This window comes from Burkholderia sp. FW306-1C-G01B (genome assembly GCF_058781685.1).
In genome coordinates this window covers 363198-385582 of record NZ_JBYSWZ010000007.1, presented here as the reverse complement: position 1 = coordinate 385582, position 22385 = coordinate 363198, and the positions used below count along the sequence as shown (strand labels likewise).

The 22385-nt window shown below is 59.9% G+C and carries 18 protein-coding genes; 5 read left to right on the top strand and 13 right to left on the bottom strand.

Translation table 11 applies throughout. From position 1 onward, the window contains the following. Positions 1-457: 457 nt before the first annotated feature. From AC3WLY_RS16960 to dnaA, 7 genes are all read right to left on the bottom strand, one after another. Positions 458-2194: a GmrSD restriction endonuclease domain-containing protein gene (locus AC3WLY_RS16960; protein WP_492310838.1), complete on the bottom strand. Its 1737-nt coding sequence runs from the start codon at positions 2192-2194 to the stop codon at positions 458-460. Between the two features lie 122 nt (positions 2195-2316). After that, a complete protein-coding gene (locus AC3WLY_RS16955) occupies positions 2317-3264 on the bottom strand; it encodes a DNA-processing protein DprA (RefSeq protein ID WP_492310839.1) in 948 nt (315 codons plus the stop codon). After that, complete coding sequence (locus AC3WLY_RS16950; RefSeq protein WP_492310840.1) at positions 3264-4733, bottom strand: HAD-IA family hydrolase; 1470 nt, start codon at positions 4731-4733, stop codon at positions 3264-3266. The genes AC3WLY_RS16955 and AC3WLY_RS16950 overlap by 1 nt, the downstream gene beginning before the upstream one ends. Positions 4734-4799: 66 nt before the next feature. Next, positions 4800-5933 carry a phosphoribosyltransferase gene (locus AC3WLY_RS16945; protein WP_492310841.1) on the bottom strand — a complete coding sequence of 378 codons (1134 nt, stop codon included), beginning with the start codon at positions 5931-5933 and terminating at the stop codon, positions 4800-4802. A gap of 414 nt (positions 5934-6347) precedes the next feature. Continuing rightward, positions 6348-8822 (bottom strand): DNA topoisomerase (ATP-hydrolyzing) subunit B, encoded by a 2475-nt coding sequence (gene gyrB / locus AC3WLY_RS16940; RefSeq protein WP_492310842.1) that lies wholly within the window; start codon positions 8820-8822, stop codon positions 6348-6350. Between the two features lie 191 nt (positions 8823-9013). Beyond that, positions 9014-10120: a DNA polymerase III subunit beta gene (gene dnaN, locus AC3WLY_RS16935; protein WP_006756934.1), complete on the bottom strand. Its 1107-nt coding sequence runs from the start codon at positions 10118-10120 to the stop codon at positions 9014-9016. Positions 10121-10289: 169 nt separating this feature from the next. Further along, a complete protein-coding gene (gene dnaA / locus AC3WLY_RS16930) occupies positions 10290-11864 on the bottom strand; it encodes a chromosomal replication initiator protein DnaA (RefSeq protein ID WP_492310843.1) in 1575 nt (524 codons plus the stop codon). A gap of 421 nt (positions 11865-12285) precedes the next feature. On the opposite strand from dnaA, the gene rpmH reads away from it, so the two are divergent. The 4 genes from rpmH to yidC all read left to right on the top strand — a co-directional run bounded on the left by rpmH (position 12286) and on the right by yidC (position 14912). Then, complete coding sequence (gene rpmH / locus AC3WLY_RS16925) at positions 12286-12420, top strand: 50S ribosomal protein L34 (protein ID WP_004198824.1); 135 nt, start codon at positions 12286-12288, stop codon at positions 12418-12420. A 15-nt stretch (positions 12421-12435) separates the two neighbouring features. Continuing rightward, positions 12436-12897, top strand: a complete 462-nt coding sequence (gene rnpA / locus AC3WLY_RS16920) for a ribonuclease P protein component (protein ID WP_031401531.1) — start codon at positions 12436-12438, stop codon at positions 12895-12897. A 75-nt stretch (positions 12898-12972) separates the two neighbouring features. Next, positions 12973-13239 (top strand): membrane protein insertion efficiency factor YidD, encoded by a 267-nt coding sequence (gene yidD, locus AC3WLY_RS16915; protein ID WP_009694594.1) that lies wholly within the window; start codon positions 12973-12975, stop codon positions 13237-13239. Between the two features lie 8 nt (positions 13240-13247). Beyond that, entirely contained in the window at positions 13248-14912 is a 1665-nt protein-coding gene (gene yidC / locus AC3WLY_RS16910; protein ID WP_492310844.1) for a membrane protein insertase YidC, read from the top strand. A 129-nt stretch (positions 14913-15041) separates the two neighbouring features. On the opposite strand, the gene AC3WLY_RS16905 is transcribed toward yidC, so the two are convergent. After that, positions 15042-15476 carry a transcriptional regulator gene (locus tag AC3WLY_RS16905; protein ID WP_175964359.1) on the bottom strand — a complete coding sequence of 145 codons (435 nt, stop codon included), beginning with the start codon at positions 15474-15476 and terminating at the stop codon, positions 15042-15044. Positions 15477-15814: 338 nt separating this feature from the next. Between AC3WLY_RS16905 and mnmE the strand changes: the two genes are divergently transcribed. Then, entirely contained in the window at positions 15815-17209 is a 1395-nt protein-coding gene (gene mnmE / locus AC3WLY_RS16900; protein WP_492310845.1) for a tRNA uridine-5-carboxymethylaminomethyl(34) synthesis GTPase MnmE, read from the top strand. Between the two features lie 495 nt (positions 17210-17704). Here the strand turns inward: mnmE and AC3WLY_RS16895 are convergent, their stop codons facing one another. From AC3WLY_RS16895 to AC3WLY_RS16875, 5 genes are all read right to left on the bottom strand, one after another. Then, positions 17705-18922, bottom strand: coding sequence for a DUF6402 family protein (locus AC3WLY_RS16895; protein ID WP_492310846.1), 1218 nt, complete (start codon positions 18920-18922; stop codon positions 17705-17707). A gap of 1180 nt (positions 18923-20102) precedes the next feature. Beyond that, entirely contained in the window at positions 20103-20225 is a 123-nt protein-coding gene (locus tag AC3WLY_RS16890; RefSeq protein WP_256260617.1) for a hypothetical protein, read from the bottom strand. Positions 20226-20376: 151 nt separating this feature from the next. After that, a complete protein-coding gene (locus tag AC3WLY_RS16885) occupies positions 20377-21735 on the bottom strand; it encodes a diguanylate cyclase (protein WP_310135836.1) in 1359 nt (452 codons plus the stop codon). Between the two features lie 110 nt (positions 21736-21845). Continuing rightward, positions 21846-22094, bottom strand: coding sequence for a DUF2795 domain-containing protein (locus tag AC3WLY_RS16880; protein WP_425132063.1), 249 nt, complete (start codon positions 22092-22094; stop codon positions 21846-21848). A gap of 115 nt (positions 22095-22209) precedes the next feature. After that, entirely contained in the window at positions 22210-22380 is a 171-nt protein-coding gene (locus AC3WLY_RS16875) for a hypothetical protein (RefSeq protein WP_034179470.1), read from the bottom strand. Between the last annotated feature and the right edge of the window lie 5 nt (positions 22381-22385).

The following is a 22385-nucleotide window of genomic DNA, read 5'->3' as shown; positions in this document are numbered from 1 at the left end:
TGCTGCCGCATCACTGGCAGCCTCTCTTGAGCACCGCCTAAACTCGCTCGTCAAGACGGGTTGGCTGGCCGCTTACGAAGGTGCAGTCCGTAAGTCAACTCGTCAGAGCCAAAAAATTCATTGAACTGGCTTTGGTTCGGGCCAGCCCACAATGGGATCGATGTCCGGTCGTCGGCGGCAATGCGTTCGCATTGCCGCTTGCGTACGCTTAGCCCCTTCTTGCTAAATTGGCGCCAGACGCGTTTGCGGTTCGTCAGCCACGAGGCCGCCCGAAGGGCGCCGTAGAACCCCATTTCGACGGGATGTGCCACCTCGTGCAAGAAGGCATACTCCGTTTGCAGAAAGCGGGGGTTACTAGTATTTTTACTTTTCGTTGTCTGTCCAGCTTGGGCGCTGGTGTCTAACCAAGGCAATCGGAGCAACTACTCGTGGCGCGCCTTTGGAGCGTCCCAACTAGTCAGAACTTGTCCAGTCCCGCCTTTTCCACAATGAACGCATTCATTCGCTCGGCCAGCGCTACGCGCCGCGTTGCCAGGAAATCCCTGTAAGTTTCGGTGGACCACAGTGTCGGGTCATTTGGGACACACTGACTCTCCAGTGCGTGCTTGCCCTGTTTGGTCACAATGTCCATCAGATACTGGGTCGCTTCCTTGTTGCTGATTCGACGGTTGGTCTGGCCGGTGACGAAGGCCATATTGGCGATTTCGTTGATTTCGCCCGTCTCGTATCCGCACTCCTTGAGTAGGGACTTAGGGATGACATGGTGCCACTGGATGAAGTGCAGCTTGCCTTGATGGGTCAGCGACAACCCCAGCCCGCTATACCAGTCCTTTGCTCCAGCAGCCTTGAGCGCGAGATAGGCCAATGAAAACAGTGGGCTGTTTACTCCTCGGCCAGCAAGGTCGGACGGCTCGACATGCAGACGCCCGAACTGGCGCTTCACGGGGTCCATCAGCGCTGAAATGTCACCACTGCGGAAGATGATTGCCAAGTCCTCGTTGAGGAGAGTTTCGGTTGACCCGCGTGAGTAGCGGCCGCGCGCATTGGCGACGAGCAGCCAGTGCAACAATCTCTGCTGCTCCTCCGCCGTTAGCTTGTTGTCCTTTACCCGGCTCACTGCCGCCAACGTGTGGATGAACATCGGCGAAGACAGTAGTGTCTCGTCCTCTATACCAGCATTGCTGCGCAGAAAGTTGATGGCGAAGCGTAGTCCTTCTTTAGCCTGCTCCCAGCCTTCCTTAAGCATGTCCACAGGTGTGCTACCCACCGAGCGGAACAGGCATTGCTGGGTGGCGAACACCACGATGGATCGAACCAAATGGCCGAGTTCGATGGTGAACCAACTTTGCTCGCACTCTTCTTGGAAGGCCTCCAGCTCTTTCAATAGATTTGGCCACCGCGAGGTCATCTGCGCTAATGCTAGGTCAGACGAACGTAGCTTGGCCCCCAACGAGTTCACTCGGACGAAGATTTCGGTGATCTCTTCATAGCTCATCGCCCGCTCTAGAACGTGAACCACGTAGTGGTATTGCTTGATGGCGCGCAACCTCTTAAGGCGGTCGGCATAGCGCTCCAGTCGCGGGTCATCCAACGATGTAATGCCTGCCTTTTTCAGTAATTCCGTATCACTTGCTGTGCGAAACACCTGGCTTACCGAGACCCAGTTCGACTGCGACAGAAGGTTTTTGCTGGCCACCACAAAGGTGCGACGGTTCAGCTTTTCCTGCAGCCCCTGCTCGTTGTCGTCAGTTTCCTCGTCAGCCTCAGCCAGTACGTCATCTGGCGCCAGTGGCGATTCCTCGTCGCTTACTACCTCGACGATGTCAGTCGGAGGACCTTCCGGGTGTTCGAGATTGAACAGGATGTCGATGGGCTTCTTGCGCCCACGCACCGACACCAATTCCCCACCCAACACCGCAGTCAGTGACGTCAGACGTTGCTGACCGTCTAGCAACAGCTTGCGACCAGCGAATGCAGTGTTCTCTTGGGCAATAGCGAAGTCGCGCGTTGGCACCGGCTCGTCGGTTTCCCACATTAGGATAGAGCCGCTGGGGTAGCCTCGATACAGCGAATCCAGCAGGTCCCGCACCCGTGTGGCTTGCCAGACGTATTGGCGTTGAATTTCCGGTAAGCGTAGCTCCCCGCGCTTGTACATATCCACCAAGGTGCCGATAGGAATGTTCTGCTGTTGCATGTTCAAAGCCAGTTAGGATGGTGGATGGACAGTAGGCTGGTGATTTTCTTGAGTACCCCCTCGGGTTGGAGCTCCAATACGTAGCTCGCTTAGGCGTGGGGACTCAGCAATGCATTTAATTTCTACGCCAGAAGTTCTGCCTCAATCGCTTCGTAGTCCTTCTTCGATCGAAGCACGATCAGGCGTTCTAAGTCTGACTCTTCGCATTTGAGTATTGAGAGCTTCTCGGTGACGCTGCCGGTGGTCAATGCAATGTTGCCGCGTGCTTTCTCATATCTACTTGCAATGTCCGCACGCGTTGCGACTGGAACTATTAGGAATCGCCCGTATCGGAGTGCGGCCCGGCTTGCATGCAGACTACCACCGCCCCTGTCCGACTGCGCCATCACTACAGCCTTCGAAAGTGCCGCTTGAATCCTGTCTCTTTCTACAAAGTGACCAGAGAACGCGGGTGTTCCATAGCCATACTCCGATACTAAAAGGCCACCCCTGTCTATGATTGCGTCGGCAAGAGCAGTATTCGATTTCGGATAGACGGAGTCCAGGCCATGAGCGAGAGCGGCTACCGTGGAGCCGTCGTGTTTCAAAGCTTCTTTGTGCGCAACGGAATCAAGACCGAGTGCAAGCCCACTAACTATTTGCCATCCTGAGTTGCCAAAGTACTGAGTGATTCGCCGAGCGGTTTCAACTCCATGCTCTGATGGTTCTCGAGTGCCAATGATGGCAATAGCCTTCGTAGAAAATCGCGCCGGATCTCCTGCGACATACAAGAGAGCTGGTCTATCTTCTGTTTTTGCTAGGAGCTTTGGATAGTCCGGATCCAACGGACTCAAGATGGTGTGACCACGTTCTGACGCTTGCCGAAGATCATCCTCCGCTGCCTTGAGGGCCTTTTCGTAGGCCAGGCTTGCAGGTTGCAGTGGTACGAGCTCGGGGAAGGTTTCAGCCAGCTCCTCTAGCTTGACCTGGAAAAACAGCGGTTCCTTGGTCAAAGTTTGTAGGGTCTTCCGGCCGACTCCCTTCACCTTGCTCGCAACCAGTACACGAATTGTGTAGTCAGATACTGCCACTATTGTATGTCTTCGGTATGGTTACAGGACGGTGTTTGATTGTATCCGGTGCAGCCCCAAAACCGGTTGCCATTCTGTCTGTTGGTACGGCGCACCATCGGTCTGTTGCAGACGCTGCAGAATTTGGGGTGCATGTCCTCCGTATAGGAGCAACGCTCGTCGTCCGCATCTGCAAAGTACCCGGAGCAGCCCCAGAAATGACTGCCATCGGACTGATTGCGGCGAAGCCGCATCGGGCGAGTGCATCGCGGGCAGCTCTTATCATCTTGCTGAACGCTCACCGTTTTCGCGAAAGCCAACCCAGTTACCGAAGCCGCCCCGGCTGTTTCCAGCAAGTCGATAGCGCGTGCGATAGTTGACCCGGTCGTCACTACGTCGTCGATTACAAGAACATGCCTCCCGCGAATACGGTCGGCCACACCGCCGGCGAGCTGGAGCGCTCGTTTGGCCTCTGCCGCTCGCTGGTCGGCTGATAGCGTCTTTTGCTTCTGCGCATCATCGACATACCGCAGCAGCGATGAATCGAAGCTCACCCCTGCGAGTTCTGCGCCGGCGGCTTGCTGAACCCGGCGAAGAAAATTCTCCAAACGGGGGTGGCCATCGACTTTTCCCGGTACGACCGTGACGAGGTCAAAAGGATGTTCATTGTGGAACAGATATTCAGGTCCTCGTCGGAGGACGTGCAATACAACGTCAACCCAATACGGCTGAAGCTCAAACTGCTCGATACTTTCTTTGAGCGCAATGTCTCGTGACAGCGCGTGGGTTTCGTGAAGCGTAGCCGTAACCACTGACTTCTGGCTGTAGTAGCGACCGAGACAAAGAATCCGCAGTTGTTCGGCGACCGTTACTACGTTGCCGGACAGGTCGAGTGGTAGGAAATATGCCGCGCCACGATGAAAATTAATAGACTGATGCTCCGCAGCGCGCTCTGCAAAGAAGCGGAAGTCTCCTGGGTCGCCAAAGTAGTCAATTAGGTTTCTTGACGACAAGGTCGCCGCTGGCGCTGTCGAGACAGATTCGCGCGATGCCCAGGTTGGAACTACAGGAGTAACTCCAGCGTTGTATGCGGCAACGATATCGATGTACTCGTCACCAACATAAAGAACGTGAGGACCCGGTTCCTCCCCGAGTCGCTCGAGCGCAAGCAAGATTCCATCAGGAGCTGGCTTTGGTTCCTTGCCTGCGCGCTTGACGTCGGAGTAAGTAACAACCACGTCAAAATCGTCCTGCATCTCCAAGTAGTCAAGAATACGGTCGATGTAGCCTCGTCCAGCGTTGGACACGATTCCGAGCAGGACTCCTCGTTCTCTTAGCTCCCTAATTAGTTCCGGAACCGGTCGATACGGCTCGACCTGTGACATCATCTCCGGAGTAAGTAATTCGTACTCGAGAGACTCTCGTATCTCACGTATCGATCTGGTTTTCACCAAAGTACTGTCGAAATCAAACAAAACAACGTTGGTCATCTTGGTCTCCACGTTTGATGTGGTTTTCGAATCTATGATTTGAACGGCTAGGCCATCTGTGTAGCCTTATGCCAACAGCGATGTCAGCGCGACCTGACTTCCGAAATTACTGGTGCCGGGAAACGGGTTCAGTGACCAGCTGAAGTTCGACGTTTGTACGGGGGCGAACGGGTTCGACTGCAGGTCAATTTGATAGACATTAAGCTGGTTTCCAAACTTGCCCAGCGCGATACCGGTAACCGATGCTGCTCCTGCCTTACGTAGGAAAGCCGCGGCAACGCCGAACGAGACACCATACGTTGTGCAGTCATCGACCACCACCACGTTCTTCCCACGAAGTTTGTTAGCGTAAAACGGATTCAGATGAATGGTCGTAACCTGACCCGTTGGATCCCGCCTGTCTCCACTGAAGCTGCCACTGGACCGTTTCGCCGAGGGAGTATGCCGAATGAACAGAGGTTGACCACGCTCCGCGTTTCGGACGCGCGAAGCCGTTGTGCGAAGCCGATGGGTGAAGTCGCTAAGCGTCTCGTTGTCAGAATTGTCGCTGTTGGACGATGGGTAGACGCCCCACAGGAGGTCCGCGGCGCCTCCTGCACCCAAAAACAGCATAGAACGTGCGGTCACCGCTAGCAGCGCATTCAGGTTGACACCCCCGTTCTTGACAGTTTGTTTGATTTTTCCGGCAAAAACTTGTTGGTCGATTCCCTTGCCCATCTGTGACAGATCTGCCAGGACATATACGCTGTAGCCTGGCGTATTCCCTTGGTACCACCATTGCCCCTGCCATCCCGCAGTCAACGTGATGACTTGTGCAAGCTCAGTGGGATTCGCGGCGCGAATGCCCAAATCCGCTACGTACTTATTGTTTGACCACCCGGCGCCAATCACTACCGCATGACCGTTCTTTGCCATCTGGATGTCGTCTAGCTTTGAAGCTAGAACCAGCACGTCGTGGTTCTGCAAATTGAAGTGCTTTGCATTACGTGAGACTACACCACCGTCTTGTCTCCCAGGGCTGCGAAGGAACTGAACCGCAGTGTTCGCAAACGCTTGTTTGAACCAAGCGGGCTCTGTGTGATTCGATAAAAGAGCAACCGGGTTTCGCGCTGCCGCGAAATCAGCCAGCACTTTGACAATAGCCGGGTGGGGCGATCCCGAGATCAAAACAGAGTCGGGAGATGTCAACAGCATTTGCATATAGAGGTCTCGCTCTCTTGAGTGAACGCACAGAACCACGAGGGAATACACAATCAATGGCGCGGCGTATTGTCTCAGCGACTGGTTAGTTTTGTAAAATAATGGATGCGTGTGGGAGCGTAGTGACGTCTCCATGGCGCGAATTTCGATGCTGGATTTCTGATTTTTTGGAAACCCTGCATTGTTTCGTCCCCATGGTAGGGCGCAGCGTCAATGCCGTCAATGAATAGGGCAGATTTTCCGGTGTCTTGTGTTAGTGCGAATCATGTTGAACGCGAATCCTCTTTTCGAAATATTTCGTAGGTGGCAGGCGTCAACGGGCAAGTCGTAAGTTTGGACTGTCAATAAAAAAACCCATAAGTTTCGCAACTTATGGGTCCGTTTTTTCAGTTATGCGTCTACATGCAGAGTTGGTTAGACATCAATATTCCCCGCCCGCAACGCATTGCTCTCAATAAACGCTCTCCGCGGCTCGACATCATCCCCCATGAGCGTAGTAAAGATCCCATCCGCGGCAATCGCATCCTCGATCTGCACACGCAGGAGTCGCCGCACGGCCGGATCCATCGTCGTTTCCCACAGCTGCCCGGGGTTCATCTCCCCGAGCCCCTTATACCGCTGCTTCGAAACGTTCCGCTCCGCATCGGCAAGCAACCACTTCATCGCGCTCTTGAAGTCCGTCACGGCCATGCTGCGCTCACCACGCTTGATAACCGCACCTTCCCCAATAAGCCCCGTGAACGTATTCGCCGTAGCCACGAGCTGCTGATAATCCGCCGTGTGCTGGAACTCCTGGTCGATAACCGAAACCCGCACATTCCCGTGATGGGTACGCTCGACATGCAGCGACCGCTGTTCCCGAACCGCGTCATACGCCGGCACCACGCGCACTTCGTTCTTCAAAGCCTCGTCATGCAACGCAGCGTGAAGAGCCTTCGCCGAAGCCTCCGTCGAAGCCTCGTTGGAGAGATCGATCGCCACCCCATCCATGATCGCCTCGAGCGCCGCCGGGTCATACAACCGGCTCAACCGATCGATCACGCTCTGCGACAGCAGATACGATCGCGCCAACTCCCCGAGCGCATCGCCGGAAATCGCCGCCGCATTCTCCCCAGGCACCAGCTCCGACCCTTGCAGCGCCAACCGCAGCATATGCGCGTTCAGCTCCACGTCATCCTTCAGATACCGCTCGTCCTTGCCCGCCTTGATCTTGTAAAGCGGCGGCTGCGCGATATACACATACCCGCGCTCGATCATGTCCGGCATTTGGCGATAGAGGAACGTGAGCAGCAGCGTCCGGATGTGCGCACCGTCGACGTCCGCGTCGGTCATGATGATGATGCGGTGATAGCGCAGCTTGTCGAGGTTGTAATCGTCCTTGCCGATCCCGCACCCGAGCGCAGTCACCAGCGTCACGATCTGCTCCGACGACAGCAGCTTGTCGTAGCGCGCCTTCTCGACGTTCAGCACCTTGCCGCGCAGCGGCAGGATCGCCTGGAACTTGCGGTCGCGCCCTTGCTTGGCCGAGCCGCCTGCCGAGTCGCCCTCGACGATGTAGATTTCGCACTTCGCCGGGTCTTTCTCCTGGCAGTCCGCGAGCTTGCCGGGCAGGCCGACGCCGTCGAGCACGCCCTTGCGGCGCGTCATCTCGCGCGCCTTCCGTGCAGCATCGCGCGCACGCGCGGCTTCGACGATCTTCCCGCAGATGATCTTCGCGTCGATCGGCGTTTCCAGCAGGAACTCTTCGAGCGCCTTCGCGACGACTTCCTCAACCGGCGCCCGCACTTCGGACGAAACCAGCTTGTCCTTCGTCTGCGAGCTGAACTTCGGCTCCGGCACCTTCACGGAAAGCACGCACGACAGCCCTTCGCGCATGTCGTCGCCGGTCGTTTCGACCTTGGCCTTCTTCGCGATTTCGTTGTCGGTGATGTACTTGTTGATGACGCGCGTCATCGCGGCCCGCAGGCCGGTCAGGTGCGTGCCGCCGTCGCGCTGCGGAATGTTGTTCGTGAAGCACAGCACGTTCTCGTTGTAGCTGTCGTTCCACTGCATCGCGACTTCCACACCCACGCCGTCCTTCTCGCCGATCGCGTGGAAAACCGTCGGGTGCAGGTTGGTCTTCGTCTTGTTGATGTATTCGACGAAGCCCTTCACACCGCCGGCGAACGCGAAATCGTCTTCCTTGCCCGAGCGCAGATCGGTGAGACGAATCCGCACGCCGTTGTTCAGGAACGAAAGCTCGCGCATGCGCTTCGCGAGGATGTCGTAGTGATACTCGACCGTGCCGAAAATGGTCGGATCGGCCATGAAGTGCACTTCGGTGCCGCGGTTCTCGGTATCGCCGGTCACCAGCATCGGCGACACTTCCACGCCGTCCACCTTCTCGAGCACGCGCTCCTGCGCGATGCCGCGATGGAACTCCATGAAATGCTTCTTGCCGTTGCGGCGCACGGTGAGGCGCAGCCAGCTCGACAGCGCGTTCACGCACGACACGCCCACGCCGTGCAGGCCGCCGGACACCTTGTAGCTGTTCTGGTCGAACTTGCCGCCGGCGTGCAGCTCGGTCATCACGATCTCGGCGGCGCTGCGCTTCGGCTCGTGCTTGTCGTTCATCTTCACGCCGGTCGGAATCCCGCGGCCGTTGTCGATCACGGAAATCGAGTTGTCGGCGTGAATCGTCACCTGGATGTCGTTGCAGTACCCGGCCAGCGCTTCGTCGATCGAGTTGTCGAGCACCTCGAACACGAGGTGATGCAGACCGGTGCCGTCCGACGTGTCGCCGATGTACATCCCGGGGCGCTTGCGCACCGCTTCCAGACCTTCGAGGATCTGGATCGACGAGGCGCCGTAGCTGCTGTTATCGGGTTGCGAATTGTGCTGTTCACTCATGGATATCTTCCGGTTCTGCGGGGCCACTCTAGTGGCGGCGCGGTGCGTTTCAGCGAGAAATCGCCGGGCCGCTCCAGTTTCCTGGCCCGTCCACGGTGCCGGTCGGGCACCGAAAGGACAGGTTGTCGGTTCGCCATAAAAACGCCAAAGGGGCTTGCCGCCCCCTGGTGTGTGTCGTGATGTCGAGCGCGTCAGATGCGCATCGGCATCACGACATACTTGAACTCGTCGTTCTCGGGCACCGTGATCAGCGCGCTCGAGCTGGCGTCGCCGAGGCTCACCTGCACGGTGTCGACCTTCAGGTTCGCGAGCACGTCGAGCAGATACGTGACGTTGAAGCCGATGTCGACGGTGTCGCCCTGGTACGCGATTTCCAGTTCTTCCTGCGCCTCTTCCTGGTCGGCGTTGGTCGACATGATCTTCAGTTGGCCCGGCGCGATGATGCAGCGCACGCCCTTGAACTTGTCCGAGGTCAGGATCGCCGCACGCTGCAGCGAACGCTGCAGTTCTTCACGGCCGATCTCGAACGTGTTCTTGTGCGCCTTCGGGATCACGCGCTGGAAGTCGGGGAACTTGCCCTCGACGAGTTTCGACACGAGCTCGACCTGGCCGAACGTGAACTTGGCCTGGGTTTGCGCGATGTCGATGGTGACGGTGTCGTCGATGTCCTCGAGCAGGCGTTGCAGCTCGAGAATCGTCTTGCGCGGCACGATCACTTCCTGGCGGCCGAACGTGCCGCCTTCGAGCTTCATCGACGAGAACGCGAGGCGGTGGCCGTCGGTGGCCACGGCCATCAGCTGGTCGCCGTCGACGACGAGCAGCATGCCGTTCAGGTAGTAGCGGATGTCCTGCTGCGCCATCGCGAAGTGCACCATGCCGAGCAGCTGGCGGAACGACTTCTGCGGGACGGTGAGGGTCGCGCCGAAATCCTTCGCCTGCGCGACGGTCGGGAACTCGTCGGCCGCCAGGGTTTGCAGTGCGAAGCGGCTCTTGCCCGATTGAACGGTGAGGCGCTTGTCGGCGAGCGACAGCGTGACCTGGCCGTCAGGCATCGCGCGCAGGATGTCGAGCAGCTTGCGGGCCGCGACGGTGGTGGCCACCTGGTCGCCGCCGACGCCGAAATCGGCGCGCGTGGTGATCTGCAGCTCCAGGTCGGTCGACAGGAATGAAACGTCCGGGCCGTTCTTGGTGATCAGCAGGTTGGCGAGGATCGGCAACGTATGGCGGCGTTCGACGATGCCGCTGACCGTTTGCAGCGGCCTGAGGAGTGTGTCTCGTTCGGTCTTGACCAGTTGCATAGAGTTCCTTCGTTGAGTAACGGCCTGCAGCGCAGCAGCCACGCAGCGCCCCGCCGGCCGGGCTCTTGGCCCGCCACCGCCGGGGCGGTCAAACCAGTATTGTGCCTCAAAACCGAACCGCCCCCCTTAATTTGGGGCGGATGCCGAATTATCAAGCGCGCCCGCGCGCTCAGCCCTTCAGCGTCTGTTCCAGCACGTGCAGCTCGTGGTTGAGCTGCGCGTCCTTGCTGCGCTCGTCGGCGATCTTGCGCACGGCGTGCAGCACGGTGGTGTGATCGCGCCCGCCGAACAGCTCGCCGATTTCCGGCAGGCTCTTCTGCGTGAGTTCCTTCGCGAGGTACATCGCGATCTGCCGCGGCCGCGCGATGTTCGCCGGACGCTTCTTCGAATACATGTCGGCGACCTTGATGTTGTAGAAGTCGGCGACGGTCTTCTGGATGTTCTCGACCGAAATCTGCCGGTTCTGCACGGTCAGCAGGTCCTTCAGCGCTTCCTTGGTCAGCTCGATCGAGATCTCGCGGCCGTGGAACTTCGAATACGCGAGGATCTTGCGCAGCGCGCCTTCGAGCTCGCGCACGTTAGAGCGCAGGTGCTTCGCGACGAAGAACGCGACGTCTTCCGACAGGTTCACGCCTTCCGACTGCGCCTTGCGCATCAGGATCGCGACGCGCATTTCCAGCTCGGGCGGCTCGATCGCGACGGTGAGGCCCGAATCGAAGCGCGAGATCAGGCGATCATCGATCCCCGAGATCTCCTTCGGATACGTGTCGCTGGTGATGATCACCTGCGCCTTGTTCGCGACCAGCGCCTCGAACGCGTAGAAGAATTCCTCCTGCGTGCGCGACTTGCCGGAGAAGAACTGGATATCGTCGATCAGCAGCAGGTCGAGCGAGTGGTAGTAGCGCTTGAAGTCGTCGAACGCCTTGCGCTGGTACGCCTTCACCACGTCCGACACGTACTGTTCCGCATGGATGTAGCGGATCCGCGCGCCGGCCTTGTCGAGCAGCAGCTGGTTGCCGATCGCGTGGATCAGGTGGGTCTTGCCGAGGCCGACGCCGCCGTACAGGAACAGCGGGTTGTACGAGATGCCGGGGTTGTCCGCGACCTGGATCGCGGCGGCGCGCGCCAACTGGTTCGCCTTACCGGTCACGAAGTTGTCGAACGTGAGCACGGGGTTCAGCTTCGAGCGCTCGTACATCGAATCGGCTTCGCCGTTGGCGGGCGCGGCACCGGGGCCCGGGCGCCACGTGCGGCGGCCGGCGGCCGCTTCGTGCGCGGGCAGGCTCGGCAGGTCGATATCGGCGTCGTCGGCGTTCAGGTGGTGCGCGGCAGCCGCCGACGGCGTCATCGGCACGTCGGCCGGCGCGGCGGGCGCAGCCGCGGCATGCGCGGTCAGGTTGGCGGCGATCGCAGCCACCGCGGCGGCCGGGCCGCCCGGTTGCAGCGGCGCGCGCGGGGCGGCCGACGTGGCGCCCGTAGCGGCGCTGCGCATGCCGGCCTTCGGATCGAGGACGAACTGGACTTCGATCGGCGCATTCCAGAAATCCCGGGCCAGATCGGAGATCCGGCCCGAAAACTGGCTCTTGACCCAGTCCAGCTTGAAGCGGTTCGGCGCGGCGATGGACAGCGTGTTCGCCGACGCATCGAAGGCCACCGGGGCCAAGGGTTTGATCCACGTCACGTACTGCTGGGGCGTCAGCTCGCGCTCCAGCAGTGCGGAACAGTGTTGCCAGAAATCGTTCATCAAGTAGCTGTCGTTTTTTGCATGCACAGCGCGGCTCGCCGGCGCCCTTGTCGCGGTGGCGCAACAAGGCCCGAAGCGGTCGTGCGAGCGTGCCTCGGACGCCTGCGTCACAGTCGTGCAGAGGCAGGCGAGAGCCGGGGCGGCGTGCGGGATTCTTGGAGATAAGGCGAGATTCTAACGCCAAACGCGGCCACAGCGGGACTTATCCACAGGCTGGATTTGTGGGTCGCGGGGCCGGATCGGCGCGGGCCGGCACAGGCGCGTGACGCGTAAAGTATTGACCGTCAAGAGAAAAACGGTTTAAATAGCGGGTTCCGCGAAAACCAATCCTGTATTCCCGGCGATTGCGTTCGCCCGAATGCCTCCGGTTAAGGGCACGCGGTCCCCTGAATTTCGACATTCTCGAACAAGTGAGAACATCATGAAACGTACTTACCAACCGTCCGTGACGCGCCGCAAGCGCACCCATGGCTTCCGTGTCCGCATGAAGACGGCAGGTGGCCGCAAGGTCATCAACGCTCGCCGCGCGAAGGGCCGCAAGCGCCTCGCCATCTAAGGCAGGTTGCACGCTGTGTCCGCCGTCCGCAGTCCCGCGGAAGGTGCCGTCGAGCCGGGTGCGAATCCGTCGCAGACGAAAGCCGCCTTCCCGAAAGCTGCGCGACTTCTGAAAACGGATGAATTTTCATCCGTTTTTCGTTTGCGCCCCTGGCGGCGTTCCGCGCACTTCGTGATTTACGGCAAGCCGACCGGTCAGCCCGCGCGTCTGGGGCTCGTCATCGGCAAGAAGTATGCGCCGCGTGCAGTCACGCGTAACCTCGTGAAGCGGCTGGCGCGCGACGCGTTTCGCTTGCGCCGGGCCGAGTTCGCCGGTTACGACCTGCTGCTGCGGCAGCACACGCGCTTCGACAAGAAAGCGCTGCCGAGCGCGGCTTCCGCCCCGCTCGCGGCGATGTGCGCGGCCGAAATCCGCGAGCTGCTCGACAGGGCAGTCCGGGAGATCGCCCGCCGTGCGTCGAAGCCCGCGTCCGAGTGACGCATCCGTGCCCGGTGCGGCGTTCGCGCCCGCCCGGCCGGTTTTGACGCGGCGCCGAACGGCGCCGCCCAAGGTATGGAAACGGTCTTGATCGCGTTGCTGCGCTTCTACAAGGTTGCCGTGAGCCCCCTGCTCGGCAACCGTTGCCGTTTTTATCCTTCCTGTTCGGATTACGCGCGCGAGGCAATCCAGTATCATGGCGCCGCGCGCGGCACGTATCTCGCCGTCAGGCGCGTGTGCCGATGCCATCCGTTTTCCGCGGGCGGCATCGACCTCGTCCCGCCGCCCAACTCCGACACTCGCGCTCGCGGCGAAGCCGACGCGCGGTCCCATCGACTCTGAGACAACGCATGGATATCAAACGCACCGTCCTATGGGTGATCTTCTTCATGTCAGCTGTCATGCTGTACGACAACTGGCAGCGGTCCCATGGACGCCCGTCGATGTTCTTCCCGAGCGCCACGCAGACGGCCCCCGCGGCCGCGGCCGGCGGCGCATCGGGCACGGGCGCGACGACGACCGCAGGTGAAGCGCCTGCCGCCGCAGCCGGCGCCGCACCGTCTACGACGGCACCGGCCGCCCAGGCGCAGCTCGTGAAGTTCTCGACCGACGTCTACGACGGCGAAATCGACACGCGCGGCGGCACGCTCGCGAAGCTGACGCTGAAGAAGCAGGGCGACGGCAAGCAGCCCGACCTGTACATCACGCTGTTCGACCACACGGCCGGCCACACGTACCTCGCACGCTCGGGCCTGCTCGGTGGCGACTTCCCGAACCACAACGACGTCTACACGCAGGTGAGCGCCGGCTCGACGTCGCTGACGGGCGACCAGAACACGCTGAAGCTGTCGTTCGAATCGCCGGTGAAGGGCGGCGTGAAGGTCATCAAGACCTACACGTTCACGCGCGGCAGCTACGTGATCGGCGTCGACACCAAGATCGACAACGTCGGCACGGCGCCCGTCACGCCGACGGTCTACATGGAACTCGTCCGCGACAACACGGCCGTCGAAACGCCGATGTTCTCGCACACGTTCCTCGGGCCGGCGGTCTATACGGACGCGAAGCACTTCCAGAAGATCGACTTCAGCGACCTCGACAAGAACAAGGCGAACTTCGAGAAGTCCGCCGACAACGGCTGGGTCGCGATGGTGCAGCACTACTTCGCGTCGGCATGGATTCCGCAGTCGGGCGTGAAGCGCGACATCTACGCTGAAAAGATCGATCCGGCGCTGTACCGCGTCGGCGTGAAGCAGCCGGTCGCGGCGATCGCCCCGGGCCAGTCGGCCGACGTGCAGGCACGCCTGTTCGCCGGTCCGGAAGAAGAGCGCATGCTCGAAGGCATCGCGCCGGGCCTGGAGCTCGTGAAGGACTACGGCTGGGTGACGATCATCGCGAAGCCGCTGTTCTGGCTGCTCGAGAAGATCCACGGCTACGTCGGCAACTGGGGCTGGGCGATCGTGCTGCTGACGGTGCTGATCAAGGCCGTGTTCTTCCCGCTGTCGGCCGCGAGCTACAAGTCGATGGCGCGCATGAAGGAAATCACGCCGCGCATGCAGGCGCTGCGCGAACGCTTCAAGAGCGATCCGCAGAAGATGAACTCCGCGCTGATGGAGCTGTACAAGACCGAGAAGGTCAATCCGTTCGGCGGCTGTCTGCCGGTCGTGATCCAGATCCCGGTGTTCATCTCGCTGTACTGGGTGTTGCTCGCGTCGGTCGAAATGCGCGGCGCGCCGTGGATTCTGTGGATTCACGACCTGTCGCAGCGCGATCCGTTCTTCATCCTGCCGGTGCTGATGGCCGTGTCGATGTTCGTGCAGACGAGCCTGAACCCGACGCCGCCGGACCCTGTCCAGGCGAAGATGATGAAGTTCATGCCGATCGCGTTCTCGGTCATGTTCTTCTTCTTCCCGGCCGGCCTCGTGCTGTACTACGTCGTGAACAACGTGCTGTCGATCGCGCAGCAGTACTACATCACGCGCAAGCTCGGCGGGGTCAAGAAGAAACCGGCCTGACGTCCTTGGCACACGCGGGCGGTGAGCCGCTCGCGATGCGCGCAAAAAACAAAGCCGCATGGTTCACCCATGCGGCTTTGTTGTTTCTTGGCGGCGGCGCGCGGTGTGCGATGCGCGAGCCGCTCCCGGTCAGGATTTCTTCGTTTCGATTTTCGGTTCGCCGTAGAACTGCTCGACCAGTTCCTGAACGAGGTAGCGGTGATGCGGAGACAGTGCCTCGATCTTCGACGCGAGTTCGATCGTTTCGGGCGTCGGCGGATAGCGTTCGTCGCGCGGCAGCGGTTGCGGCGTCGGGCGTTCGATCACGCTCGGCGACGGCCCGTAATGCAGCCAGTGCAGGTCGACGCGCAGCCATTCGGCGAGCGTTTCGAGTTTGTCCGACGTCGGAATCGTTCGGCCCGTCAGCCATTTGTGCGCGGTTTGCGGCGAAACGGGATGCGTTCCGCGGTGGCGCAGATTGAACTTGTTCGCAAGCTCCGTCGCGCCGGTGACCTTCTCCGGACTGCGCCGCAGGGCGAATTTCAGGCGTTCCGAGAACGCGGCTTTTTCTTCGGATGTCGGCATGGGGGAGATTGTGCAATTCCACCGACGTCTTTCAGACAACCATATGAGATAAACATATCTCATTCGGACTAATCCCGGACTTGGGCAGGATGAGCAGCGGAATTGAGGGACGCAGTGTCAGGCCGCTCCGGTAGGCAGACTTGTCCGAAACGGTGGCTGTGTCATCGCGCTGGGTTGATACTCGACTTATCCCCCGTGGGATAAATTCGGGTGAATCCGAATCCCGCGTGGCGCCCGGTGGCGTGTGAGCCGGCACGCTACAATGCCGGCGTTCCGATGCCCGAACTGTTGCGCGGGCGCACCACTCACTGCCTGATCACCCGATTCATCCGATTCCCATGCTCGCTACCGATTCCGATCCGATCGTCGCCATTGCCACTGCTGCCGGCCGGGGCGGCATCGGCGTCGTCCGCGTGTCGTTCGGGCGCGGCGGTGAGGCGATCGCGCTGCCGCTGATCGACGCGTTGTGCGGGCAGAAGCTCGCGCCGCGCCATGCGAGCTACGTGCCGTTCCTCGACGAGCACGGCGCGCCGCTCGACCGCGGGATCGCGTTGTACTTCCCGGCGCCGCATTCGTACACCGGCGAGCATGTGCTCGAGCTGCAGGGGCATGGCGGGCCGATCGTGATGCAACTGCTGCTGCAGCGCTGCCTGGATGCGGGGCGCGGCTTCGGGCTGCGGCTCGCGGAGCCGGGCGAGTTCACGCGGCGTGCGTTCCTGAACGACAAGCTCGACCTCGCGCAGGCCGAGGCCGTTGCCGACTTGATCGAGGCAAGCACCGAGGCGGCGGCGCGCTCGGCCGGGCGCTCGCTCGATGGCGCGTTCTCGCGGCAGATCCATGCGCTCGTCGAAGACGTGATCACGCTGCGGATGCTGGTCGAGGCGACGCTCGATTTTCCGGAAGAGGAAATCGACTTCCTGGAGGCCGCCGATGCACGCGGCAAGCTCGCGAAGATCCGCGCGCAGCTCGCGCACGTGCTCGGCGATGCGCGGCAGGGTGCGCTATTGCGCGAAGGGTTGTCGGTCGTGCTTGCCGGACAGCCGAACGTCGGCAAGTCGTCGCTGCTGAATGCGCTGGCCGGCGCGGAACTGGCGATCGTCACGCCGATCGCCGGGACGACGCGCGACAAGGTTGCGCAGACGATCCAGGTCGAAGGAATTCCGCTGCACATCATCGATACGGCCGGGTTGCGCGAGACGGAGGATGAAGTCGAGCGGATCGGGATTGCGCGCACGTGGAGCGAGATCGAGCGCGCGGACGTCGTGTTGCATCTGCTCGATTCGCGCACGGGGCTGACGCCGGATGACGAGACGATCGCGGCGCGGTTTCCGGGCGGCGTGCCGGTGGTGCGGGTGCTGAACAAGACGGATCTGACCGGTGTGCCGGCTTGCGTCGAGCATCCGGCGGCGGAAGGGGATCTGACCGAGGTGCATCTGTCGGCGAAGCGCGGCGACGGGATCGACATGCTGCGCGCGGAACTGCTGCGGATCGCGGGGTGGCAGGCGGGGGCCGAAGGCGTGTATCTCGCGCGCGAGCGGCATTTGATCGCGTTGCGGGCTGCGCAGGAGCATCTGGCGCAGGCGGCGGATCATGCGGAGCAAAGGGCGCAGTCGCTGGATCTGTTTGCCGAGGAACTGCGGCTCGCGCAGGAACAGCTCAATGCGATTACCGGGGAGTTCACTTCGGACGATCTACTGGGGGTGATTTTCAGCAGGTTTTGTATCGGGAAATAGAAGCGAAAAGGATTGCAGGGCGGGAATGGCACAGCCATCGCCCGGCAATAGAACGTGCCTGCATCCGCGTGACGACTGCAAGTCAGATTGACACTGTGGTTTTACAGATGCGGACGGGCCGCTAGCATCCGATCGATAAACGATGGCGGCAGCGATATATATACGGAATCATCTCCGCCGTCACCTTTTGAAAAGGACACGTAGGCCTCGCTATAACTATTCCAGGAAATTTCGGGAATCGGTATGCTGAATGTGTGCTGGGCTATTAACCTCCCAGTTTGTGCGATGTATACGCGACCAACATACCGCGAATCTCCACCCGGAACCCAAGCTAAAAGGCACAGGTCGGCAAGATACATCCCATCTGGAGATGTCGACGTTCTACACTCTTCCCCTCGAGGCGTTCGGTCAAAGGCAAAGGTACCAATCAGTGCCATGATGAGCAGTGTATGAGTAATTTTCAAAGAAATCGTCATGATTTATTGTTGAATTTGATCATAGTGAAATTTCTATGGGAGGGGAGATTGGGATGAATTTTTTGTCAGAGTAGATGATAAAGTCGCCGCCTCTGTCATGTATCTTAGACCATTTTCTAAAATCGATATTTTCTACCGGATAGTGGACGTTCCCCTTGATGAGTGAGTCGCCTCTGGCGACGGCGTATTTGACATATGGGATATGCTCGGAGTTCGAGAATGCAGCGATTGCACTATATGGAACAATGATGACGCCGTCGCTACTCCAATGCCCTAAGTATTGGGATCGCTCATTAGATTTGTCGGTGAATGTATAGTTGTCTTTCACATACACCCACACTCCGGTCACTTCAGCTATTGTTCTGTGTGAATCCACGTCCCACGAGAAGCGCGCGCTTCCGAGCGCCACATAGATATTGAAGGACCCGAGTGCTCCGGATAGGTCGTCAGGTACACCATTGTTGCGAAGTTGTGCATCTAGTTGAGTTTCGATTTTCTGCCCAAACGTGCTGTCTACTTTTGAGTATTGAAATTGGAATCTTCGGTGCAAATCGCGAAGATCATTGCCACATATGTCGTCGGTGTAGAGTCGCGCTGCGCAGTCTTTATGCGGGATCAGCAGTTTGTAAAGCCGGATTCTGGATTTTGGTGAGCGAATCATTTCATTAATAAGGTAGTCGAATTGCCGCTTCGCTCGGGGGAAGCGCAGAATCCAATCCAATTTAATGGTAGACATGTCATACATGTCGGATGGATATGGTTTTCCATATTGATTGATTTCTAACGACTCATCCGAGGAAGTCCGTGAATAATTTAATTTTCCAGAGAACCATCGCTCCATAAGTTTGGCAGATGTCGGAAGGTACATTTTGCGCATTGCTGCGGGAATCTCTTGGATATCGAACGCTGGTACGGGATCGCCCTTTTTTAGTTTCACGATGGCGGGTTTGGGAGGGGGGGAGGCATTTAGCCAAACTTGAAAGCGTGCCAGCGCCTTGCCGGCCCTTTCCAAGTCATCAACCATTTTGTCAAGCGAATCGCGCTTGGGCGTGGCGGAGGAATGTTTTAGTTCAGTTGCGTTCGATTTTTGTTGCATCGGAAGCAGTGGCGCAGGTTTATCCATGGATAACGAGATGTTTGGAACAATCTTGCATCCATCAGCGCCGTCATGGAGTTTCCACTTCCAAAAAATTTTATTTATCGTGAAATAGGGAATTTTTTCCTTGTTTGATGGCATTTCTATTTTAGATCCGGTGATGTTGGGCGGTTTGCGCGATGCCTGTTACGCTAGCGTGATCGCACCCGTAAAATCAATCGAGCTAGTTCGAAATCGTTGTTAACGTGACTGGGTTTAGGGTCAAATATTCTTGGGGTTTTCTTGGCCGTCGATAGGTATGCAGATATTCAAAGGAGTTGCGACTTTTTATTTTTCTTGGCAAGGTGACGGGTCGGGCGTTAGCTATCATTGTGCTGGCGTCAACGGTGGCCGGCGCAGCGGGTATTCCACGGGTAGAATATCCCGTTGCGGTCGGTGATATGCGAGTCGCGGGGAATGTCTATTACCCGGTCCGGAATGGCTCATTTCGCGAGTGGTAGCGGCGTCATCATCGAGGCGGCGATTTTGTTATTTTTTTCGGACTACTGCTAAGTGACGTTGCAGGAACCCATCAAACTTCGGCTCACATGAATCTTCGTATTAATGATTCGGGCGTGTTGTTAATGATAGCCCTCCTGACGATAATATTGCCCGTTGTCGTGCTCGCTTCGGCAGTGAGATTGCTGAATGCTTTCTTATCTGGCTCAAGAGGTTGGGCTGATGTTATTGCGAGTGAGATTAGGATTTTCATTCGGCGCGCATTCGTTTCGGCTGCCGTCGTCACTGTCCTCGGGTTTGGCTGAAGCTACTGGAAAGACGTACAACTGCGCGCGATTTGCGATTCACGCGAACAAAAGATCGAGCGTTCTTCGCACGGTGGCTATTGGGCACGGTACTGTTATTTTGGAGATACGATCGTTCTCAGGCTCTACGACAGGGGGGGCGAGCACCTCGTCGCCGAGCGAACGTATCGGGACGGGTCTCGCTTACCTGTTGAGCTTCATTGGGCGAAGGAGGCATTGATGTACCCCCAAGGGCTCGAGTTCGGCGCAATCAGTTTGCCGCCGACTTTTCTTGACCGGATGTTGGCGCGGCTTCCCTAGCAGACCACGTTCGGCGCTTATGCTTCGCAAGCACATCGCGCTCAAGGGAGTGGGGCTCCGATTGGGCGACGGTCGATGCAAATGCGATCGACAGCGTGCCAGGTGAATGTAGCTGCTGGCGTGCAGAGTGACTACGCCGGCCTGATTGAGTTGCGGTCCGGATCATCGATCCAGCATGGGCGAGCATGCTGATCGACTCGTCCGGACCCCCACCCGCATCAATCCCAATGCCGATGATGGTGGTAATACCCGCCACCACCATAATACCCGCCGTCCGGCACGACGATACAGCCGCTCAGCAACACGGCGACGCCGGCAATCAGCAAAAGGGTTTTCTTCATGGCGCTCACCTGCTCGGGTTCGATATGAAACCGAGCATAGCGAGCGCCCCGAACACCGGCTGTAAGCATTGGTATCCCTGCCCCGCATTGCGTAACGGCGCATTATTCCGGTCAAAATGACCGTAACAAATACCCCAAACAGCAGACGTATTCAGGCGACCACAACCCTGTTCCGCCCCGCATCCTTCGCACGATACAGAGCGGCATCGGCGGCTTCGATCAATGCATCGGGCGTGGACAGATCGTCGGCCGACACGGTCGCACAGCCGACGCTGACGCTTACGCGTCCTGCCGGCGAAGCAGGCATCGCGAGGTCCAGCCGCAGCACCGCTTCGTGCGCCTCCTCGGCAACGACCCGCGCGCCGCGCACACCCGTGTTCGGCAGCACGATCGCGAACTCCTCGCCGCCGTAACGCGCGACGATATCCGCTGGCCGCCTCACCGCGCCGGCCAGCGCATTTGCGATCGCGATCAGGCACGCATCGCCCTTCACGTGACCGAACGCATCGTTGTATGCCTTGAAGTGATCGACGTCGACCATCAGCAGCGACAGCGGTTCGCCTTGCCGCCGCGCCTGCAGGAACAGCGTGTGGAAATGATCGTTGAAGTGGCTGCGGTTGAACGCGCCCGTCAGCCCGTCGCGAGCGGAAGAACGAATCAGCATTGCATGCGCCTCGAACAACTGCTGGTACAGCATCGTCACTTCCCACGCGAGCACGCACACGAGCACACCGGGCGTGAACATGCTGAACACGCGCGCGACGTACCAGCCGACCGTGAAGCGGTTCGTGGTCAGCAGGTTCAGCGTCGTGTCGGTGAGACACGCGAGCACCGCGATCGCGAGCCAGAGGTCGAGCGTCGTGCGCAGCCGACCGGTGGCCAGCACGGCCACGAGCGCAAGCGCGTTGAGTATCCACACGACGAGCGCGACGCCGTTGAAGGGCAGCACGGCCGCGTCGCCGGGCGGATGGAACGCGGGCGGCAGCGGCACGTTCAGCGCGAGCGCGCACAGCAGCGCTGCCGCGATGGCCGGCCCGCCGACGAGCGCGACGGTCCACCGGCGCGTCTGCTGTTCGCCGACCGGTGCGCGCGTCAGTCGTTCGCGCGCGAGCAGCGCGGCCATCACGAAGCACGGGAAGCCCGCATGCCAGAAGATCCACATCCACGCGGCGCTTTGCGGGCGTGCGCCGAGCAGGCCGTGCGGCGCGAACACGCCCGGAAAGGTGAGCAACTGCAGCGCGACGGCGAGCGCGGTGAACGCATAGGCGCCGCCGAGCGCGCCGAGCACGGGCTGGCGCGTCACAGTGAACTGCGCGCCGAGGAAGAACGCGGCGATGCTTGCGGTCGTGAACACGGTGAGCGCGCACATTGGCATGAACGGCTCGACGGCCGGCAGCGTGACGTTCGCGTGCGGCGCGGCGATTCCGAGCGCGAGCAGGATGACGAGCGCCGTCAGCGCGCCGAACCAGAGCTGACGACGCGTCGTGTGCTGGATCAGGATGCCTTCCATGGAGTCCCCCGGACACGCGTGCGCAAACGCCCGCTCTTGCGCCGGGCGTCGCGCATCCCGGCCGCGACGCGACCGGTGCGGCCCGATCCTATCGCGTTATTGGCGCGCGCTCAAATGCCGAGCCCCGGGCCGAAGTTGCCGGCGACCCAGTGTGTGACGGCGTCGACGTCCGCGTAGTCCTGTTCGGGCAGGCCGTCGAGCATCGACAGCACCTCGTTGCTGGCGCCGGCGTCGCGCGCGGCATCGACGATCGCATCCTTGTTCGCCGGGTAGCGGACGGCCGCCAGCACGTCGGCGATCTGCAGGTCGATCGTTTCGTTGGGAATATCGTGCGGAGGGAGGGTGGGCTTGTCGTTCACGTCGGCGTCTCGCGGGTTGGGCGGGAATCGGATCGAAGCGGAATAAGGGTGCACTACGCGTTGTCCGACCCGGGGTGGCCCGGCCGGCGCGTGCCGCGGATCGACGGCGATCGGCTTAATGCCCGCGTCGCACGCGGCGCCACGGATGCTTCCAGTCGATGTGCGGGGCGTTTTCGTCGCGCGGATGCTGGCGCCGATGTTCCTGCCAAAGTTCGTCGGAAAACAGCGCCGTGACGATCACGAGCGGCAGTACGAGAAAAATACCGAGTATGACTTGCTCGATCACGATAG

Excerpts from the sequence above, each read along its gene's own strand:
- yidD (WP_009694594.1), top strand. The coding sequence starts at position 12,973 with ATGGAAACGGTCTTGATCGCGTTGCTGCGCTTCTACAAGGTTGCCGTG.
- AC3WLY_RS16885 (WP_310135836.1), bottom strand. The coding sequence starts at position 21,735 with ATGGAAGGCATCCTGATCCAGCACACGACGCGTCGTCAGCTCTGGTTC.
- rpmH (WP_004198824.1), top strand. The coding sequence starts at position 12,286 with ATGAAACGTACTTACCAACCGTCCGTGACGCGCCGCAAGCGCACCCAT.
- AC3WLY_RS16905 (WP_175964359.1), bottom strand. The coding sequence starts at position 15,476 with ATGCCGACATCCGAAGAAAAAGCCGCGTTCTCGGAACGCCTGAAATTC.
- gyrB (WP_492310842.1), bottom strand. The coding sequence starts at position 8,822 with ATGAGTGAACAGCACAATTCGCAACCCGATAACAGCAGCTACGGCGCC.
- AC3WLY_RS16950 (WP_492310840.1), bottom strand. The coding sequence starts at position 4,733 with ATGACCAACGTTGTTTTGTTTGATTTCGACAGTACTTTGGTGAAAACC.
- AC3WLY_RS16960 (WP_492310838.1), bottom strand. The coding sequence starts at position 2,194 with ATGCAACAGCAGAACATTCCTATCGGCACCTTGGTGGATATGTACAAG.
- AC3WLY_RS16890 (WP_256260617.1), bottom strand. The coding sequence starts at position 20,225 with ATGAAGAAAACCCTTTTGCTGATTGCCGGCGTCGCCGTGTTGCTGAGC.
- dnaA (WP_492310843.1), bottom strand. The coding sequence starts at position 11,864 with ATGAACGATTTCTGGCAACACTGTTCCGCACTGCTGGAGCGCGAGCTG.
- yidC (WP_492310844.1), top strand. The coding sequence starts at position 13,248 with ATGGATATCAAACGCACCGTCCTATGGGTGATCTTCTTCATGTCAGCT.
- dnaN (WP_006756934.1), bottom strand. The coding sequence starts at position 10,120 with ATGCAACTGGTCAAGACCGAACGAGACACACTCCTCAGGCCGCTGCAA.
- AC3WLY_RS16895 (WP_492310846.1), bottom strand. The coding sequence starts at position 18,922 with ATGCCATCAAACAAGGAAAAAATTCCCTATTTCACGATAAATAAAATT.
- mnmE (WP_492310845.1), top strand. The coding sequence starts at position 15,815 with ATGCTCGCTACCGATTCCGATCCGATCGTCGCCATTGCCACTGCTGCC.
- AC3WLY_RS16945 (WP_492310841.1), bottom strand. The coding sequence starts at position 5,933 with ATGCAAATGCTGTTGACATCTCCCGACTCTGTTTTGATCTCGGGATCG.